16 protein-coding genes are annotated in these 18304 nt (G+C 64.9%); 11 read left to right on the plus strand and 5 right to left on the minus strand.

The window, feature by feature from the left end; translation table 11 throughout:
* Positions 1 to 105: 105 nt before the first annotated feature.
* The 3 genes from QZV93_RS06630 (at position 106) to QZV93_RS06640 (ending at position 2217) form a co-directional block, all read left to right on the plus strand.
* Positions 106 to 942 (plus strand): alpha/beta hydrolase, encoded by an 837-nt coding sequence (locus tag QZV93_RS06630; protein ID WP_295557090.1) that lies wholly within the window; start codon positions 106 to 108, stop codon positions 940 to 942.
* Positions 943 to 1024: 82 nt separating this feature from the next.
* Positions 1025 to 1780 carry an NAD(P)H-binding protein gene (locus QZV93_RS06635; RefSeq protein ID WP_295556996.1) on the plus strand — a complete coding sequence of 252 codons (756 nt, stop codon included), beginning with the start codon at positions 1025 to 1027 and terminating at the stop codon, positions 1778 to 1780.
* A 20-nt stretch (positions 1781 to 1800) separates the two neighbouring features.
* Positions 1801 to 2217, plus strand: coding sequence for a cupin domain-containing protein (locus tag QZV93_RS06640; protein ID WP_295556997.1), 417 nt, complete (start codon positions 1801 to 1803; stop codon positions 2215 to 2217).
* Positions 2218 to 2251: 34 nt separating this feature from the next.
* On the opposite strand, the gene QZV93_RS06645 is transcribed toward QZV93_RS06640, so the two are convergent.
* Positions 2252 to 2707, minus strand: coding sequence for a response regulator (locus QZV93_RS06645; RefSeq protein ID WP_295556998.1), 456 nt, complete (start codon positions 2705 to 2707; stop codon positions 2252 to 2254).
* A 76-nt stretch (positions 2708 to 2783) separates the two neighbouring features.
* Between QZV93_RS06645 and QZV93_RS17590 the strand changes: the two genes are divergently transcribed.
* The 8 genes from QZV93_RS17590 (at position 2784) to QZV93_RS06690 (ending at position 11904) form a co-directional block, all read left to right on the plus strand.
* Complete coding sequence (locus QZV93_RS17590; protein WP_363156690.1) at positions 2784 to 4031, plus strand: nicotinate-nucleotide adenylyltransferase; 1248 nt, start codon at positions 2784 to 2786, stop codon at positions 4029 to 4031.
* Between the two features lie 258 nt (positions 4032 to 4289).
* On the plus strand, positions 4290 to 4700 hold the full coding sequence (gene rsfS / locus QZV93_RS06660) for a ribosome silencing factor (protein WP_295557000.1): 411 nt from the start codon (positions 4290 to 4292) through the stop codon (positions 4698 to 4700).
* A 96-nt stretch (positions 4701 to 4796) separates the two neighbouring features.
* Complete coding sequence (gene rlmH / locus QZV93_RS06665; RefSeq protein WP_295557002.1) at positions 4797 to 5279, plus strand: 23S rRNA (pseudouridine(1915)-N(3))-methyltransferase RlmH; 483 nt, start codon at positions 4797 to 4799, stop codon at positions 5277 to 5279.
* A gap of 217 nt (positions 5280 to 5496) precedes the next feature.
* The gene (locus tag QZV93_RS06670; protein ID WP_295557004.1) at positions 5497 to 6966 is read left to right on the plus strand and encodes a TMEM143 family protein; all 1470 of its coding nucleotides are present in this window, start codon (positions 5497 to 5499) and stop codon (positions 6964 to 6966) included.
* 82 nt (positions 6967 to 7048) lie between these two features.
* The gene (locus tag QZV93_RS06675; RefSeq protein ID WP_295557006.1) at positions 7049 to 7948 is read left to right on the plus strand and encodes a 50S ribosomal protein L11 methyltransferase; all 900 of its coding nucleotides are present in this window, start codon (positions 7049 to 7051) and stop codon (positions 7946 to 7948) included.
* Between the two features lie 19 nt (positions 7949 to 7967).
* Positions 7968 to 9779 carry an aminopeptidase P family protein gene (locus QZV93_RS06680; RefSeq protein ID WP_295557007.1) on the plus strand — a complete coding sequence of 604 codons (1812 nt, stop codon included), beginning with the start codon at positions 7968 to 7970 and terminating at the stop codon, positions 9777 to 9779.
* A 280-nt stretch (positions 9780 to 10059) separates the two neighbouring features.
* Positions 10060 to 11325, plus strand: a complete 1266-nt coding sequence (locus QZV93_RS06685; RefSeq protein WP_295557009.1) for a VOC family protein — start codon at positions 10060 to 10062, stop codon at positions 11323 to 11325.
* A 192-nt stretch (positions 11326 to 11517) separates the two neighbouring features.
* Positions 11518 to 11904 carry a hypothetical protein gene (locus QZV93_RS06690; RefSeq protein WP_295557011.1) on the plus strand — a complete coding sequence of 129 codons (387 nt, stop codon included), beginning with the start codon at positions 11518 to 11520 and terminating at the stop codon, positions 11902 to 11904.
* 62 nt (positions 11905 to 11966) lie between these two features.
* Here the strand turns inward: QZV93_RS06690 and ligA are convergent, their stop codons facing one another.
* The 4 genes from ligA to ftsZ all read right to left on the minus strand — a co-directional run bounded on the left by ligA (position 11967) and on the right by ftsZ (position 18285).
* Positions 11967 to 14105, minus strand: a complete 2139-nt coding sequence (gene ligA / locus QZV93_RS06695) for an NAD-dependent DNA ligase LigA (RefSeq protein WP_295557013.1) — start codon at positions 14103 to 14105, stop codon at positions 11967 to 11969.
* An 81-nt stretch (positions 14106 to 14186) separates the two neighbouring features.
* Positions 14187 to 14999, minus strand: coding sequence for an outer membrane protein assembly factor BamD (locus QZV93_RS06700; RefSeq protein ID WP_295557014.1), 813 nt, complete (start codon positions 14997 to 14999; stop codon positions 14187 to 14189).
* Between the two features lie 300 nt (positions 15000 to 15299).
* Positions 15300 to 16241 (minus strand): UDP-3-O-acyl-N-acetylglucosamine deacetylase, encoded by a 942-nt coding sequence (lpxC, locus tag QZV93_RS06705; protein ID WP_295557015.1) that lies wholly within the window; start codon positions 16239 to 16241, stop codon positions 15300 to 15302.
* Between the two features lie 304 nt (positions 16242 to 16545).
* Complete coding sequence (gene ftsZ / locus QZV93_RS06710; protein ID WP_295557017.1) at positions 16546 to 18285, minus strand: cell division protein FtsZ; 1740 nt, start codon at positions 18283 to 18285, stop codon at positions 16546 to 16548.
* Positions 18286 to 18304 lie beyond the last annotated feature (19 nt).

The following is an 18304-nucleotide window of genomic DNA, read 5'->3' on the forward strand; positions in this document are numbered from 1 at the left end:
TCGACCCGAAATATGTCGGATGTCCCAATCGCAAAGCTGCCCGATCCGGCTTACCTGTTCAAGCACGGGCGGATTGGCCACCCGGCCGACAACGAGGACAGTCAGATGAGCACGATCACGACGAAAGACGGCGTACAGATCTTTTACAAGGATTGGGGGCCGAAGACCGCGCAGCCCCTCGCTTTCCATCACGGCTGGCCGCTCTCGGCCGACGATTGGGACGCGCAGCTAATCTTCTTCCTGAACAAGGGCTACCGCGTCATCGCCCACGATCGCCGCGGCCATGGCCGATCGACCCAGGTCGGCGACGGTCACGACATGGACCACTATGCGGCCGACGCGAGTGCCGTGTTCGAGCACCTCGACCTCAGGAATGCGGTTCATATCGGACACTCGACCGGCGGCGGACAAGCGACCCGCTATGTGGCCCGCTATGGCCAGCCGCAGGGTCGCGTCGCAAAGCTGGTCCTGATCGGTGCCGTGCCGCCCATCATGGTCAAGACCGCGTCCAATCCCGGAGGCTTGCCGATCGAGGTGTTCGACGGCCTGCGCAAGCAGCTCGCCGATAACCGCTCGCAGTTCTACATCGATCTGCCGGCTGGCCCTTTCTATGGCTACAATCGCGAAGGCGCGAAGCCGTCGCAGCCCATTATTCAGAACTGGTGGCGGCAGGGGATGATGGGCGGTGCCAAGGCACACTACGACGGCATCAAGGCGTTCTCCGAAACGGACTTCACCGAGGACCTCAAAGTCATCGACGTGCCCACGCTCGTGATGCATGGCGACGACGATCAGATCGTGCCGATCGGCGCCTCAGCCCTGCTGTCGAGCAAACTTCTGAAGAACGGGACGCTCAAGGTCTACGAGAAGTTTCCGCATGGCATGGCCACGACGCATGCCGATATCATCAACGCGGATCTGCTGGCGTTCATCAAGAGCTAACCCATCTTTCTCTTTTTATGACCCACCGTTGCTGATGAGAGCAACGGTGGGGGTTCCCAGCATTCGTTGGAGGAGGCTCACAATGAAAGCGATCATCATTGGCGGGAGCGGCCTGATCGGGCGCAAGCTCGCCGCCATCCTGAAATCCCAAGGTCATCACGTCGTAAGCGCTTCGCCGTCGACTGGCGTCGATAGCGTTTCCGGTGCGGGCGTTGCGGAGGCGCTGGCCGGTGCGGACGTCGTCGTCGATGTGACCAACTCGCCATCCTTCGACGACCAGGCCGTGCTCGAGTTCTTCCGGACGTCGACGCGCAATCTCCTGAGTGCGGCCGAGGCCGCGGGCGTTGCACATTTCATCGCGTTGTCGGTCGTGGGCGCGGATCGCATTCGGGACAGCGGCTATCTCCGCGCCAAGCGCGTGCAGGAGGAGCTGATCGAGGCCGGCGGCGTGCCTTACACGATCCTGCGGGCCACGCAGTTCTTCGAGTTTCTCGATGCGATCGCCGGCGGCGGAGCGCCAGCCGATGTCGTGCCGCTTTCGCCTGCGAGGTTCCAGCCCGTCGCGGCGGACGACGTCGCGGCCACTCTCGCGACCATCGTAGTCGCCGCGCCCAAAAATGGCGCTCTGGAGCTGGCTGGCCCGGAAGCGTCGAGCCTCGCGGCCTTCGTGCAATCGTTTCTCGCCTTCAAGGGCGACGCACGAAGAGTGGTGCCCGACGCCAAGGCCACATATTTCGGAGCGATCCTCGATGACAACGGGTTGGCCCCGGTCGCGAAGTTCATCCCGGGGCCCACGCGCTTTGCCGATTGGCTCCGGCACTCGCAGCCCCGTCAATAGATCAGAGAAAGGGACACGCCATGCATAAAATCGCTCTGCTTCTTGCGGCGACCGCGGCCCTCTTTTCGACATGCGCGGCGGCGCACGACACGATCGCTCCCGGCGCAAAGGTGTCTGTGGTCTTCGACCAGGAATTGCCGAACGTCCCAGGCAAGAGCCTGCGCGCCGTGCTCGTGGAGTACGAACCCGGTGCCGGATCGCCGTCGCATCGGCATCCCTCGTCGGCCTTCATCTACGCGCGGGTGCTCGAGGGCGCTATCCGGAGCAAAGTGAACGAGGAGCCGGAGCACACGTATCAAGCCGGCGAGAGCTGGACCGAGAAGCCCGGCGATCATCACCAGGTGAGCCACAACGCCAGCGACACCGCTCCGGCAAAGCTGCTGGCCATCTTCGTCGTCGATACGAACGACCGCAAGATCGTCATTCCCGACAAGTGAGGACGGCCTCCGGCGGTGGAGACGGCAGATACGCTCAGGCGACGGCGAGGTTGACGAAGCCGTTGGCGGCCAGGACGTGGTCCAGGGTCTTCTCGAGCATGTCGAGCTTGAACGGCTTCACGAGATAGCCGGTGGCGCCGGCAGCTTTGGCGGCCAGTATGTTCTCCGGCTTCGACTCGGCCGTCACAAGCACGAACGGCGTGGCCTGCGTTTCAGGGTTGAGGCGCATCGCCTTCAGGAGATCGAAGCCGCTCATGCCGTCCATGTTCCAATCCGACAGGATCAGGTCGTAGCGCTTGTAAGAAAGCTTCTCGAGCGCCTGCAATCCATTGGCGGCCTCGTCGATCTGCGCATAGCCGAGCTGGACGAGAAGGCGGCGCATGATCTTGAGCATCACCTGCCGATCCTCGACGATCAGCAGCTCGAGCGTCTTTCTTCCGTCCATGTGCTTCCCCGCGAGCAGGAGCGGTCCCTTTGTCGGGCCGATCATCGTGGTTGCTCTCTCTTCACCATTCCTGAGAGCGATTACTAAATCGTGTGTTCTCTGACTTTCGGATTCGAGTTGCATGCGCCTACGCGCCATGACGCAGGGGACGCGTACGCGCCGGCGGGGTAAACCCAAGCCCGAGAGGACGAACATGGCAACCGGCGGATACAGCGAAGAACGGGCGGATGCGCACGCGACCGGGGGGCTCCCCTCCCGGCCGCAAGCGGCTTCGCGCGCCTACCGCATCCGACGGCTCGTCCGCTACACCGCCGTCAACCTCGTGAGTCTGGCCGTCGACTACGCCGTGTTTTTCTTCGTGATTTTTGCGCTGGCTGCTCCCGTCCTCGCCAGCGTCGCAGGCTATGCGGTCGCGTTCTCACTCAATTACAAGCTGTCGCGACTGTTCGTTTTCGGCAGCGACGGATCGCACAAGACCGAAAAGCGGTTGTTTTCGGAATTCATGGCCACCGGGCTGCTCGGGATCCTGCTTACGGCCGCCGTCACGGGTGCCGGCGTCCATCTCGTGGGGCTCTCGCCGACTATCGCAAAGACGGCGGCTGTGCTCATCTGCTTCCTCGTGCTCTATGTCATCCGCAGCCGGCTGGTGTTCACCCGGATCGAGAGCCCATCTTCATCCCCATCTGGTGTCTCGATCGCTGCGATGCCCGTCCACCTCACATCCAAAAGCTTCGGGTCGCTCGCCGTGCGGGCGCCGCCAGCCGCGCCAGGCCAGCGCATCGGGTTGCTCGGAGGATCCTTCAATCCACCGCACCGGGCGCACGTCGTCATCTCCGAGGCGGTGATGAAGCGGCTCGGGCTCGACGAGATCTGGTGGATCGTCACTCCCGGAAATCCGCTCAAGGCCCACAACGAGCTGGCGCCGCTCGCGGACAGGCTCGATGCGTGCCGGCGTCTCGTCACCAACCCGCGGATCAAAATCACCGCGTTCGAGGCCCGCCTCGGCAGCGCGGCAACCATCGTCACACTGTCGTTTCTGAAGCAGCGCTACAGGAGCGTGAATTTTGTCTGGATCATGGGCGGCGATAACCTGGCCGGCTTCCATCGCTGGGCGGCGTGGCGGCGCATCGCAGAGCTGATGCCGTTCGTGGTGGCGGATCGTCCGCAATGGAGGCTCAAGGCGCTCTCGGCTCCCGCGGCGCGGGCGCTCGCCCGTTTCCGTGTTCCAGACGACGAGGCGGGCACGCTGGCCCGAAAAACGGCTCCGGCGTGGTTGTATCTGACGCTCAGGCTGTCGCCCGAATCGTCGACCGAAATCAGGGCCAGCCGCTCCCGGTCTCCCGTTTTCCGTTCTGAACAGGCGGGTTAGCGGGAAAGCCGAAGGCAATTTTTCATTCTGAAGAACGGAACGGGGCGCCGGGGTGCGACAATCCGGACTCCTCCCTATTGCTGGAGCCCTACCGGACCGCTATCTTGATCGAGCCGACGGCGTCAATCAGCGCCGCGGTGGTGGGGAAGGCCGGCAAAATGTGCGGGTCGCCGGCGTCGCAAGACATCCCGCCTCGAGCCAAGTGGGCAAACAGGATGGCCTTACTGGTGCTGCAACGGAAAGGATATTCACCCAAAGATGCGAACCGCCATTGAGGGCGCCCGCAAGGGTGCGCCTCCAGCCGAGATCGTGCCAGCGCACGCAAGCTCGGAGCCGATGCTCAAAAAGATCGTGCACTGGCTCGATGAAGCCAAGGCCGAGCAGATCGTAACCATCGATCTCAAAGGGAAATCGTCGATCGGCGATTTCATGGTGATCGCCACCGGGCGCTCGGATCGCCACGTCGGTGCGGTTGCGGAGCAGCTTCGCAAGCATCTCAAGGATAACGGTGTCGGAACCGTCCGGGTCGAAGGTCTGGAGACCTGCGACTGGGTGTTGATCGATGCCGGTGACATCCTGGTTCACGTCTTCCGTGGCGAGGTTCGGGATTTCTACAATCTCGAGAAGATGTGGTCGGCCGCTCGTCCCGGCGAGCAGACGTCGCACTGATTGGTGAGACCACTTGCGTGGTCTGGGCGGATTTAACGCCGGTCCGTGACGGCGCAGCTTGATTGTGCGTCGTCACGCAGTAGCTCGGGCGCTCCGATGCGTCTTTCCATCGTCGCCGTGGGGCGCCTCAAGGATGGCCCCGAACGCGAGCTTTATCTCAAATATGCCAAGCGGATCGATGAAGCCGGGCGCGGTGTTGCGCTTGGTCCCCTCACCCTGTCCGAGCTGCCAGAGGCGCGACAGGCGAGCGCAAACCAGAGGCGCGCGGACGAAGCTGCCCGGCTCGTGACCGCTTCGGAGAGCGCCGATTTCGCGGTGCTTCTCGACGAGGGCGGCAAGACGTTCGGCAGCGAAGCTTTTGCGCGGCTGCTGGCGCAACGGCGCGATGAAGGCCGACGCGCTATGGCTTTCCTGATCGGCGGACCGGACGGTCATGGGGACAGCGCACGCCAAAGGGCCAATTTCGTGCTTTCGCTCGGACCCATGACCCTGCCGCACGGCTTGGCGCGCATCGTGCTGGCCGAGCAGCTCTACCGCTCGGCTACCATCCTCTCGGGTCATCCCTACCATCGGGCCTGACAAATCCCGGCCGGCGCCGCATCTTGTCAAATTGCTGAACCAGGAGCGTTTTAGGTTCCTGGCGGGATGTGTCCTCAGACTGCTGCGATGACCGCTTTTTTGCGGGCTTTTCCGAAGGTTTCGGCGCGTGGACAGGTTAATGGGGAGGCCGGGCTCTGGACCGTCGCCGGTTCAGGCCCTATCACTTTTTTTAGTGGTTTGACCGGGAGGGGTAGGGATGGCGGCTCAAGACGTTGCAGCGCCGGGTTCGCTCGCTCCCGCCGACGCTTCTGTGTTCGCGATGCCGGCCAAGGATCTGGTGCAGCCGGATACGGCGCGCCCGCGCGAGCGCTTTATTCCCGTGACGACGTACGCGCTGATCGACCGTCTGACGGCGCCGCAGACTTGGCCCGGCGGCCAAGCGCGCGCGGCACGGCGCTTCTTCCGCTACCTCGAATACTGGCGTCGCCAGCAGCATGGCGTGGGCCTCGCCAACCTTCTGCAGGCTTATGAGACTTTCAGCCCCGACAGCGATCTCCTGATCACGCGGACGTTCACGCCGGACGAGCGGGCGACGCTGCAGAAGCGCGTCGTGCACGAGGTCGCGGGGATCCTGAAGCAAGCCAACTACGTGCGCATCGACCCCACGGACGTGCAATTGATCCTGACCAAGGAGTCGCATTACGGGCTCGATCTGCACGTCGACTTCACGGCGTTCGAGGAAATCCTGATCTACTACCGCGGCGCATCCAGCCGGCGCGACCAGCGCCGCTCCTTCCGCAAATTCATGCGCAAGGAAGAGTTCGACGTGCCGATTTTCCAACGGCTGTTCCTGCTGTTCAAGCTCAAGCCCTTCGAAACACGCGTTCTCGAGCTGATGAAAGAGCAGCGAATACCGCGCCGCGAGGCCGAGAAGCTCGTGCGCAACCTGCGCGCCATGATTCCGGCCGAGGTCAACGAGAGCAACATCTACCTCAAGCTGTTCAAGAACATCCCGCGCAGCGACGTGGAGATGGTGTTTCCCAACACGCGCGTGAAATTCCGGCTGTTGGACAAGCTTCGGCTCGGGCTCACGGCCAGCGGCGGCATCGGCATGGGCGTCGCCGGGGCCGCAGGCAAGCTCGCCCTCATTGCCAGCAATCCGATCGCGGCGGCCGGCGCCGTGCTCGGCCTCGGCGGTGTCGCGTTCCGCCAGGGCATGAACTTCCTGAACCAGCGGCAGCGCTACATGGTCGTCATGGCGCAGAACCTCTACTTTCACGCCATGGCCGACAATCGCGGGGTGCTGATCAAGCTCGCCGACCGTGCGGCCGAGGAGGACGTCAAAGAGGAGATGCTGCTCTACAGCGTGCTGGCCAAGGAAAGCGCCAAGCATTCGGATCTCCCGGCCATCGACGCGGCCATCGAGCAGTATCTGCAGACGAGCTTCGGTGTGTCCGTCGATTTCGATCTCGAGGATGCACTCGGCCGGCTGATCGCGGACGGACTGGTGAAGCAGGATGCCGACGGCAACTTGCGTACTCTCGGACCGGCGGCGGCGGCCCAGCACCTCGATGCGCAATGGGACGTGTTTCTCGATAATCTGCCGGATCCTACCGGCGACGAGGGAACGGAAGTGGACAGCACCGTGGTCGCGGAGCAGGCGTCGGCGGACCCCATCCCGGTTGCCGAAACCGCCGCTGACAGCCCCGCCCCGCAGCAAGCCTGACGTTCCGCCGGCATTGCGCTATGGTGCGGCGCCTGCGGCCCGACACCGGCCGTTTTTCCCTGTCTCTCTCGATATGGACGACATGACCCCTCACAAGCTGATCGCCGAGGTGGAGGACCGCGGATACGCCATGCGTATCGCGGGCGCTCTGCAGGATCTCATCGAGCCGCCGCCGGATGCGCTCACGGTGTTCGAGGACAAGCAGGGGCACGACGAGGGCGCGTCCGTGCTCTGGCGCATCGAGGCGTATTTCTCCGAACCGCGCGTGCCGCATGCGCTCCAGGCCGAGCTCGGAGAGCTGCTAGACGAGCCTGTGCCAGAATTCCTCTCCGCCGACATTCCGGATCTCAATTGGGTTGCGCTTTCCCAAGCCGCGCTGCCTCCAGTGCGCGCGGGCCGCTTCTCCGTGCACGGCGCGCACGACCGGGATCGCGTGCCTCAGGGGCCGAACGCCATCCTGATCGAGGCAGGCGAGGCCTTCGGGACGGCGCATCACGCGACGACGTTCGGCTGCCTCGTGGCGCTCGACCGGCTCACCGAGGAACGGCGCTTCAAGCGCATCCTGGATCTCGGCTGCGGCTCCGGCATTCTGGCCATCGCGGCGGCCCGCTCGTGCCCGCGGGCCTCCGTGCACGGGGTCGACATCGACCCGCAGTCGGTCGTGGTCGCACGCGAGAACGCGGCTGTGAACAGAGTGGCGGCACATATCACCTTCGTGGCCGGCGCCGGTGTATCGGCGCCTCAGATCCGCGCCGCGGCGCCCTTCGACCTCATCCTCGCAAACATCCTGGCGGCGCCGCTGATCTCGCTCGCGCCCGACGTCCGGCGCGCCGCCAAGGACGGTGCGGCTGTCATTCTCTCGGGGCTGCTGACGCGGGAGGCTCCGCGCGTGCTGGCCGCCTATCGGGCCCAGGGTTTCGCGCTTTCTTCGCATAGACGCAACGATGGCTGGTCGACGCTCACGCTCTACAAGCGCTCCTAGACTGACTTCAGGGGTCTCCATGTTTCAGACGTTCAACGCGCCGTCCGATGCTTCCGCTGTTCCGGAGCGGATCAAGAAGCTGCGTGCGCTGCTCGCCGACGAAGGCGTGCAGGCGCTCCTGCAGCCGCGCGGCGACGAGCACCAGGGTGAATACGTGGCTCCATGCTCGGAGCGCCTGCGGTGGCTCACCGGCTTTTCTGGAAGTGCGGGTCTCGCGGCGGTGACGAAGCGGCATGCGGGGCTGTTCGTCGACGGACGCTACACCGTGCAGGCGCGCTCCGAATGCGGCGGCGGGCTGTTCGAGTTTCCGGGCATGGGCCACGCGGCGCTGGTGTCCTGGCTCAAGGAAAAACTCAGGAGCGGCGACGTGGTCGGGTTCGATCCCTGGCTGCATACCGTCTCCGACATCGAGGGGCTGCGTGGGAAGCTCGCCGCTTACGGCATCACGCTGAAGCCGACGCGACGCAATCTTATCGACAGGATCTGGGGCAAGGATCGTCCCGGGCCGCCGGATGGCCCCGTGGTTGCGCATCCGGTCAAGTATTCGGGGCGATCGGCCGAGACCAAGATCTCGACGGTGCAGAAGAGCCTCAAGGAGGCCGGGCAGGATGCCGTCATTCTCACGGCTCCCGACTCCCTATGCTGGCTGTTCAACATTCGCGGGCGCGACGTGGCGCACAATCCCGTGGTGCTTGCGTTCGCCGTCGTGCCTGTCACAGGCAAGCCCGAGTTGTTCGTCGCCGCAGAGAAGGTGACGCGAGAGGCTCTCGCCCAGCTCGACGGCCTGGTCAAGATCTCACCGCCCGCCGCGCTCAAGGAGCGTGTGGCAGCGTTGCGCAAGGCCGGCAAACGCGTGCGCCTCGACTTCGACCGGGCAGCCTGGTGGCTTCACCGCGCGCTCGGAAAGAGTGCCGTGCGCGGCGCCGACCCTTGCGTTCCCTTGAAGGCGATCAAGAACGCGACCGAGATCAAGGGCGCACGCATCGCACACGTGCGCGACGGAGCGGCGGTGGCGAGATTTCTGGCCTGGCTCGACGGCGCGATTGCGGGCGGCGCCAATATCGACGAGATCGGCGCGGTGCGCGCGCTCGAGGAGCAGCGTGCGGGCAGCCAAGCCCTGAAGGAGATCTCTTTCGACACCATCTCGGGGAGCGGGCCGAACGGCGCGATCGTGCATTACCGCGTGACGGAGGCGACCAACCGCCAGCTCGCGCCGGGGGAGCTGTTCCTGCTCGACTCGGGAGCCCAGTATCTCGAAGGGACAACCGACATTACGCGCACGATCGCCATCGGCACGCCGACGCAGGAGATGCGGGAGCGATTCACGCTCGTCCTCAAGGGGCATATCGCCATCGCCACGGCGCGCTTTCCGAAAGGCACGCGCGGTATCGATCTCGATCCTTTCGCGCGACGCGCGCTGTGGGCGCACGGCCTCGACTACAGCCACGGCACCGGGCACGGCGTCGGCAGCTATCTCTCGGTCCACGAGGGGCCGCAATCCATCTCGCGCGGCGGCATGGCGGAAATCGAGCCGGGCATGATCATCTCCAACGAGCCGGGCTACTACAAGGAAGGCGCCTACGGCATCCGCATCGAGAACCTTGTACTCGCCACCGAGCCCGCAACGCCGGCCGGCGGTGACCGCGACATGCTCGGCTTCGAGACGCTGACGCTGGTGCCGATCGATCGCCGGCTCATCGTCAAGGAGTTGCTGACACCCGACGAGACGCGGTGGATCGATACGTATCATGCCACGGTCGCCGCGGTGATCGGACCCGAACTCGATGCGCCGACGCGGCGCTGGCTGGACACGGCGACAAAACCGCTCTGACACCTTCTCCATTCTCGAAAAAATAGAACGAGTTTCTCGGAGAAACAGAACGAGAAACGCCCGCATTTCCGCGCATTGGCGCAGCGCGGAGACGGCATCTGTCGCTGCTACATCCCATTTTCTTCATTTTCTTCAAGGCTTCACGCCGAAATTCTATTATCATTTATCAACTCTGATTCGGGCATGCCGCGGCCCAGCGCTGCATAGCCCGTTTGCCACAGCGATCGTGCGCCACGCGTACGGCGGCGATTTCGGCTGCAACACAACTTTGGGGCGTTTCATGACCGCGAGCAGCACTCTGCCCGCTCCAAACCTCATGCCCTTGATGCGCTACCGCGATCTCGCGGAGGCCATGGGCTGGCTCGAGCAGGCATTCGGTTTCGAAAAGCAGATCGCCGTCTCCGACAGCGACGGCGCCGTCATCTATGGGCAGATGATCTATCGCGGCAGCCTGCTCATGATGGGAGCCGTACGCGATACCGATCTCGACAAGCTCATGCGCCAGCCGGACGAGGTTGGGGGCATCGAGACGCAGAGCTGCTATCTGGTGGTCGAGGACGCGGACGCTCACTACGCGCATGCGCAAGAGTCCGGCGCGGAAATCGTGCTCGAGCTCAAGAGCGATGGGCTCGGGCGGCGCGGCTATTCCTGCCGCGATCCGCAAGGGCACATCTGGAACTTCGGCACCTACAATCCGGCCAAGGGCCTGACCCTCACGGCCGCCCCGCAGGCGGATGAGGTTGCATCGCCGTCGAAGGCGCCGCGCCGCAGCCGGCGCATGCTCATGAGCCTTGCCGGGCTTCTGCTTGCTCTCGGCGGCACCTGCTGGGCGTTCGGGGACAAGATCCAGGCCGATCTCTCGCACCGGATCGCGGACGCAGCCGGACAGCGGTCGGCTCAGGATGCCGAGCGCGCTTACGCGGAGCTCGTGCGCGTGCGGGGTGAGAAGCGGAAGGCCGAAGAGGCCGCGGCTCTTTCCGCCAAGGCGCTCGAGGGCGAGCGTCAGCGCCGGATTGCGCTCGAGGCCAGGTCTGGATCCTCGGGTGACAAGCTGACAGAGGCCGAAGGGGCACGGCACGCCGCAGAGGCGGCCGTCGCTACACTCCGAGAAGAGCTCCGGCGCAAGCAGGAGGCTCTCGACGCCGCCATCGAAGCCAAGCGCGTGAGCGAGGAAAAGCTCGCCGTGAAGTCCGCTTCCGCCGAACCGAAGGCGCAGGCAAGCCCGCCGGTTGCCCTGGCAGCGGAGGACAAGGGCAGCACGCAAGCCCGCAACAACGAGATCGAGACCTCCGCCACGCAGCCTGCGTCGGACGATGACAGCGTGCGCGCGGCGGCGAAAGCCGGCGCGGCGGACGGCAAGGATGGCAAGGACGAGGCGCGTGCGCCCCAGTCGAGCCAATCCAAGACCGCCCGCCCGGCGCGCACGACACAGAAGAGCAAGGGCTCGGCAGGCAGCGGCCGGCGTGGGTATCCCGAGTACGCGGTCGAGGTCGGGCACGTCTGGCCTTATAGTGGCTGGTCAAAAAGAACTACGTCTCCTCAGTAGCTTACCTCTATTTTCGCGCCTATTTTCTCACCTGTTCCCGCCGGAACAGCCCGCGCGATCTTTCTCCGCCACATTGCGTCTCGGATAGGTTGCAGCGGCTGGCCGACAGGCTTCCACTGTGGCCGGATTAGACCCGTCCGCACACGCCGGACGTCAGCCATGTGGACCAAGAAAGAAGGAAGGGGCGCGGCCATGATCTCGAGAGCTTCCATTGCGTTACTCGTTCTGCTCGTCGGCTCGGTGAGCCTCCCTGCGGGATTTGCTTCAGCTGCCGACAGCAGCGCGGCGAGCAAGGCACAGCTTCAGAAGGCGCAGCAGGCAAAAGCGCTGCGCGCCAAAAAGGCGAAGCAGCAGCAGCTGGCACGCCAGCAGCAGCTCGCCAAGCAGCAGGAAGAGCAGAAGAAGAAGGAGTGGTACGAGAACGACCGCGACCGCGGCCTCGACATCGCCTCCGAGTATGCTCCCAAGGAAATCGCCAAGGTGCGCAAGAACAACTACATCGCCAAGGGCGATACCGTGAGCACCGGCAACGGCAAGAAGGGCTGGCAGCAGTACATGAACAAGTACTACTCGCGCTAAGCCGACCCGAGCCAACTGAACTTTTCGAGCGGAGGAGCCTCACGGCTCCTCCGTGTTGGTTTTCAGCCGCCGATGAGAGCGAGCCACTCGTCCTCGGTCAGCACCTTGACGCCGAGCTTCTGAGCGTTCGTGAGCTTGGAGCCCGCATCGGCACCGGCAATCAGAAAGTCCGTCTTGGCCGAAACCGAGCCCGCGACCTTCGCTCCGAGGCGCTCGGCCTGGGCCTTGGCCTCGCTGCGGCCGACACGCTCGAGCTTGCCGGTAAAGACCACCGTCTTGCCCGTGACGGGCGACGCGACCGTCTGGGGCCGCTCATAGGGCGCGACCGTGACATGGGCCAATAGATCGTCAAATGCCTCGACGTTGTGCGGCTCCGAGAAGAAATCGACCAGCGCGTCGACCACCGTCTCGCCGATACCCTCGATGTCGTCGATGTCGTTGTAGGCTTCGCTCTCCTTGCCGGCCCTGGCGGCCGCTTCGGCGGCAGTGCGGAACGCATCCATGGTGCGGAAGGCCCTGGCGAGATCCTTGGCCGTGGTCTCGCCCACATGGCGGATGCCAAGCGCGAAAATGAACCGCTCAAGACCGATCGTGCGCCGGGCATCGATGGCGCGAAACAGGTTCTCGACCGACTTCTTGCCGAACCCCTTGCGCTTCGCCAGCGGATTTTCGCTCGCCCGATCGCGAGCTTCGAGCGTGAAGATGTCGGCCGGGCGGCGGATCAAGCCTTCCTCGAAGAAGGCCTCGATCTTCTCCTCGCCAAGGCCCTCGATGTCGAAGGCAAGGCGCGAGACGAAGTGTTTCAAGCGTTCCTTGGCCTGGGCCGCGCAAATGAGGCCGCCGGTGCAGCGGCGCACGACACCGCCCGCGGAAGGATCGTCATCCGCCTCGCGCACGGCGTGGCTGCCGCAGACAGGGCAGACTTTCGGAAACGCGAACGGCTTGGTGCCTTTCGGGCGCTTCTCCTCGATGACACGGACGATCTGCGGAATGACGTCGCCGGCGCGCTGCACGACAACGGTATCGCCGATGCGGACGTCCTTCCGCGCGATCTCGTCCTCGTTGTGCAACGTCGCGTTGGAGACGACAACGCCGCCGACGGTGACGGGTTCGAGCTTGGCGACGGGCGTCAGCGAGCCGGTGCGGCCGACCTGGATCTCGATATCGCGCAGCACGGTGGTGGCCTGCTCGGCCGGAAACTTGTGGGCGATGGCCCAGCGCGGCGAGCGGGAGACGAAGCCGAGGCGCGCCTGCAGATCGAGGCGGTTCACCTTGTAGACAACCCCGTCGATGTCATAACCCAGGGAGGAGCGGCGCTCGCCGATCTGGCGATAGAAGGCCAACATCTCCTCGGCACTGGCACAGAGGCGCATCAGCGGATTGACGGGCAACCCCCACTTGGCGAACGCCTCGACCATGCCGTGCTGCGTGTCTGCCGGCATGGCCGACACCTCGCCCCAGGCATAAGCGAAGAAGCGAAGCGGGCGCGCCGCCGTGATGGTCGAATCGAGCTGGCGGAGCGAGCCGGCCGCGGCGTTGCGCGGATTGGCGAACACCTTGCCGCCGCCCTCAGTCTGGCTTGCGTTCAAGGCCGTGAAGTCGGCATGGCTCATGTAGATCTCGCCGCGCACCTCGCAGACTTCAGGGATCTTCCCACCTTTCAGCTTGTGCGGAATCTCGCGGATGGTGCGCACGTTGGCCGTGACGTTCTCGCCTTCGGCGCCGTCGCCGCGGGTGGCGGCCTCGACCAGGGTTCCGTTCTCGTAGCGGATCGAGATGGAGAGGCCATCGATCTTGGGCTCGGCCGTGAAGACGAGCGTGTCATCGACCTTGAACGAGAGAAAGCGGCGCACGCGGGCATCGAACTCGGCGACCTCCTCGTCATCGAAAGCATTGCCCAGCGACAGCATGGGAACGCGATGGCGCACCTTGGCGAAGGTCTCGGATGCGGGCGCCCCCACTTTGGCCGAGGGGCTGTCTTCGCGCACGAGGGCCGGAAAACGCGCCTCTATCGCCTCGTTGCGCTTGCGCAGCGCGTCGTACTCGGCGTCGGAGATTTCCGGCGCATCGGACTGGTAATAGAGCCGGTCGTGATGCGCGATCTCGGCCGCAAGGCGGGCGAGATCGGCCGCCGCCTCACCCTTGGTGAGCGCGTCGACGGGGGGTGGAGCGATCCTCTTCGGGGCTTTCTTGTTCGGCATGCCGGCTACATACCGGAAAAGCGAGGCGGACGCACCGGGTGGGCACGCGCCCGCGGGCGATTAACGGCCGCTACGACGCCCTCAGCCCGGGCCGCCGAGCGAGAACTTGGGTACCGCCTTCCAGGCCTTCGTCATCCAGGAATCCTGGCTCTGCGCGGGCGCGAGGCCATCCGACTTCAGGAGCGCGTAGGCGTCCTTGTACCACTTCGACTGCGGGAAGTTGTGGCCCAGCACGGCCACCGCGGTCTGCGCTTCGGTCGTGACGCCGAGAGCCATGTAGCTCTCGGTGAGGCGCATCAACGCCTCCTCCACATGCGCGGTCGTCTGGTAATCGGACACGACGACCTTGAAGCGGTTGATGGCCGCTACGAAGTTCTTCTGATTCATGTAATAGCGGCCAACCTCCATCTCGGACGCAGCAAGCGTGTCCTCGCAGATGCGGATGCGATTGTCGGCATCGTTGGCGTATGTGCTGTCGGGATAGCGGGCCTTCAGGATCTTGAGCTGCTCGAGCGCTTTGCGCGTCGCCGCCTGATCGCGATTCGACGTGTTGATGTCGTCGAAGTAGGAGGAGGCGATGATGTGGTGCGCGAGCGGCGCGTCCTTGGTGCCGGGATGCATGACCGTGTAGCGCTCCGCGGAGGCGATGGCCTCCGGCGTCTTGCCGGCCTTGTAGTAGGCATAGGCCGCGAGCACGATGGCGCGACGCGCTTCCGGCGAATAGGGGTGCGACCGATCCAGATCCTCGAACTTGCGCGCCGCGTCCTCGAACTTGCCCTTGCTCATCAGGCGGTCGGCGTCGGCGTACATCTTCTCCGGCGGATCGGCATTGAGGATGCTGGTGGCGTCACCCGATGACGCGCAGCCCGCGAGCGCCAGCAGAGCGCCGCTCATGGCACACCAAACAACGGCCACGGCCCAATTTGGCGTCTTGCGCTTCAAAATCCCCTACTCCCGGATCGCCATCCCAGCTGGCGTTTGACTAGCATACTTCAGGGCCTGCCTGAAGACGACAACGCCCGCGTCGCCCCTGTCGTCCACGCTAGGATCACAATGTGGTTGATATGAGGCTCGCCGATGCAAACCGGCTTCATTTACAAGAGTTTGAGCCAAGCCTTTGAGGCGCCGGAACAGGCGGTCCATGCCGGCCCTGGCCACTCGGATCAGGGACGCGGATTGGCAGCCGTGCGGGCCTTATTCGGCGGCAGCCGCAACGGCGGAGCGCTCGAAAACGACCGGACGAGGCTCGCGACCCCGAGGTGCCTGCACGATGGACCACGCCGTGGTGTCCTCGAGCAGCTTCTGCAGCACCAGCGAGTTCAGCCTGTGACCGCCCTTGACGGAGCGGTAAGCGCCGAGCAGCGGATGGCCAGACAGGCTGAGGTCGCCCACGGCATCGAGCATCTTGTGGCGGACGAACTCCATCGGATCGCGCAGACCTTCGCGGTTCATGATGCGATCGTCGCCGATGGCAACGGTGTTGGTGAGGTTGGCGCCGAGCGCGAGGCCGGCCTTCCAAAGGCGCTCAACGTCGCTCATGAAGCCGAAAGTGCGGGCGTTGGCAAGCTCGTTGCGGAAAACGCCGGGGCTCATTTCCAGCGACAGGCGCTGCTGGCCGATGATCGGCGAGGGGAAATCGATTTCGACGTCCAGATGGAAGCCCGAATGGGGGGACAGCTCGCCCCAGCACTCACCTTCCTCGACGCGAATGGTCTTCAGAACCTTGAGATAACGACGCGGAGCAGAAAGCTCGCGGATGCCGACCCTGTCGATGGCCTCGACGAACGGCGCCGAGCTGCCGTCCATGATGGGAACTTCTTTGCTGTCGATCTCGATCAGGCAGTTGTCGATCTGGAGGCCGCGGAGGGCGGCGAGAAGATGCTCGACGGTGGAGACGGTGGCGCCGCTTTCGTTTCCGATGACCGTGCAGAGCGTGAGATTCTTGACGTTGCAGACTTTGGCGGGGATCTCAGCGGTGACGCGACCGCGTTTCATGACAACAAAACGGAGCCCAGTGTCGGGGCCTGCCGGATGCAGTCTCACCGAAACCGGTGCTCCGCTGTGCACCCCCGTGCCGTGAACTTGGATTTCTTGAGCAATCGTCGTCTGTCGCGCGCCAATGAATCGATTTGACATGCTGCGCCGTCCCTCGATGCCTTCCCCGGCACTCCGCCCCCACGGACGGTCTGCCACCCCCGGCCTAAGTTCGCCTGCCGCGCACCCCTTTCCCCGTTTTTTCCCTGCCAGACTACTCTTGCGGTAGGCTCTTTTTCGCCGAAGCGAACAGGCAGGTGGGTGATGCGGTTGTCGTGCGAACCGGTCGTAATAAAAAAACGATAGCCCCCGTCCCGCTGTGGGACAAATCACGCTTTCTTACGGTGTGTTACGTATCCTAAACGCGGCCCAGCAGGCTCTACATGCGGGCTCCGCGGCGGCACGCCTAGCGGCGACGTTCGCGGAAAAATACGGGAATCTCAGTGCCTTGCTCATCGCGATGCTGCGGATCGCCCGAATGGTCGTGGCGATCGTAGGACTCGTGGCCGCTGTGCGTCACCGGCTCCGCATTGCGGCTTTGCGCATACGGATCATGAGAATCACGCTGGCGTGTATCCGAATCACTTGCTCCGCGGACGCGGCCCGCGAGCCGCTCAAAAAGTCCCAGGCGCCTTTTGGGCTCCGCCGCCGGCTGGGCATGGCGTCCGACGGAGTGGGCGTCCGCATAGCCTCCGTCATCGGGCGCGTAGGTCGGGTGCGCGGGCGGCGGGACATAACTCTGGGGGGCCTCCGGAAGGCGCCGAGAGACTGGGCGGCGGACCTGGGCCGGCGCCTGAGGCGCGAAGCCGGCGTCCTGGTCGTAGCTTGCGGCATAGCCCTGCGGAAGAGGCGGCGGCGTGGCGCCATGGAGCTGGGGCGGCCCGTCCTCGATCGTGACGCTGCCCGGCCCCCTCCACGGCGTGCCAGCCCGTGCACGAGCGGGCTCCGAAGCGGGGTTTCGCGGTGCGACCGGCGGACCGGGCGGAGACTGCTGCAGGGCCTCGGTGAGGCGCTGCTGGAGATCGTGGGCGCCGCTGCGCTGATCGCGCGGATCGGGAATGAAGTTGCTGCCCGACGACGGCTGGCGCGCGCCTTGGGGCGGGCCGGAGCGGGCTGCGGGCGCGGGCTGCTTCGATACGCGCGACCAATTCTCGGGCGGCGCCGGCGGAGCGCGCTCGGCCTCGCCGGCGCGGCTCATGCCCGAGGCGACGATGGAGACGCGGATGCGGTCGCCCAAGGTGGGGTCGTAGGTGGCGCCAACGATGATGTTGGCCTCCGGATCCACCTCCATGCGCACGCGGCTCGCAGCCTCGTCGACCTCGTAGAGCGTGAGGTCGGGGCCGCCGGTGATGGACAGGAGAAGGCCCTTGGCGCCGCGCAGCGACACGTCGTCGAGCAGCGGATTGGAAATGGCCTCCTCCGCGGCGGCGGTGGCGCGGCCTTCTCCGGTGGCCTCGCCGGTGCCCATCATCGCGGTGCCCATGCCGGTCATGACGGTGCGCACATCGGCGAAGTCGAGATTGATGAGGCCTTCCTTGAGGATCAGGTCGACGATGCAGGCGACGCCCGAATAGAGCACCTGATCGGCCATGACGAAGGCCTCGGAGAAGGTGGTCTTGGGGCTCGCGATGCGGAACAGATTCTGGTTCGGGATGACGATCAACGTGTCGACGTAGTTGCGCAGCTCGGCGACGCCAGCTTCGGCGATGCGCATGCGTCGGGCGCCCTCGAACAGGAAGGGCTTCGTCACCACGCCTACGGTCAGGATGCCGAGCTCACGCGCAACACGGGCGATGACGGATGCGGCTCCGGTCCCGGTGCCGCCGCCCATGCCGGCGGCGATGAAGACCATGTGCGAGCCTTGAACCTGATGGCGGATATCCTCGATGGCCTCCTCGGCCGCCGCCTCGCCGATCTCGGGGCGCGACCCGGCGCCCAGGCCCTCGGTCAGCTCGGCGCCAAGCTGGATGCGGCGATCCGTGCTGGCAGCGACAAGCGCTTGGGCATCCGTGTTGGCAACGATGAAGTTCACGCCCGAGAGGCCGGTGGCGATCATATTGTTGATGGCGTTGCAGCCTGCGCCGCCGACGCCGATCACCGTGAGCTTCGGTCTCAGATCCGATGGATCCGGATGACTGCCCGCCATGCTTGTTTGGCCCCCGTTC

The sequence above is a fragment of the uncultured Hyphomicrobium sp. genome, assembly GCF_902826555.1.
In the GTDB taxonomy this organism is placed as follows: domain Bacteria; phylum Pseudomonadota; class Alphaproteobacteria; order Rhizobiales; family Hyphomicrobiaceae; genus Hyphomicrobium_C.